At 55.3% G+C, this 255-nt stretch carries 1 rRNA gene; it reads right to left on the bottom strand.

Annotated elements, in window-relative coordinates:
• Nucleotides 1–255, bottom strand: a 16S ribosomal RNA gene (locus tag SERN_RS15210); the annotation flags it as partial.

The following is a 255-nucleotide window of genomic DNA, read 5'->3' as shown; positions in this document are numbered from 1 at the left end:
TATCGCAGCCCTTTGTACCGGCCATTGTAGCATGCGTGAAGCCCAAGACATAAGGGGCATGATGATTTGACGTCATCCCCACCTTCCTCCGAGTTGACCCCGGCAGTCTCCTATGAGTCCCCACCATCACGTGCTGGCAACATAGGACGAGGGTTGCGCTCGTTGCGGGACTTAACCCAACATCTCACGACACGAGCTGACGACAACCATGCACCACCTGTACATGAGTGTCCAAAGAGACCACCATCTCTGGTG

The sequence above is a fragment of the Serinibacter arcticus genome (genome assembly GCF_004786095.1).
GTDB classification, from domain to species: Bacteria; Actinomycetota; Actinomycetes; order Actinomycetales; family Beutenbergiaceae; genus Litorihabitans; species Litorihabitans arcticus.
The sequence above is the reverse complement of the archived record's forward strand: the minus strand, read 5'-3'. Positions and strand labels throughout refer to the sequence as shown.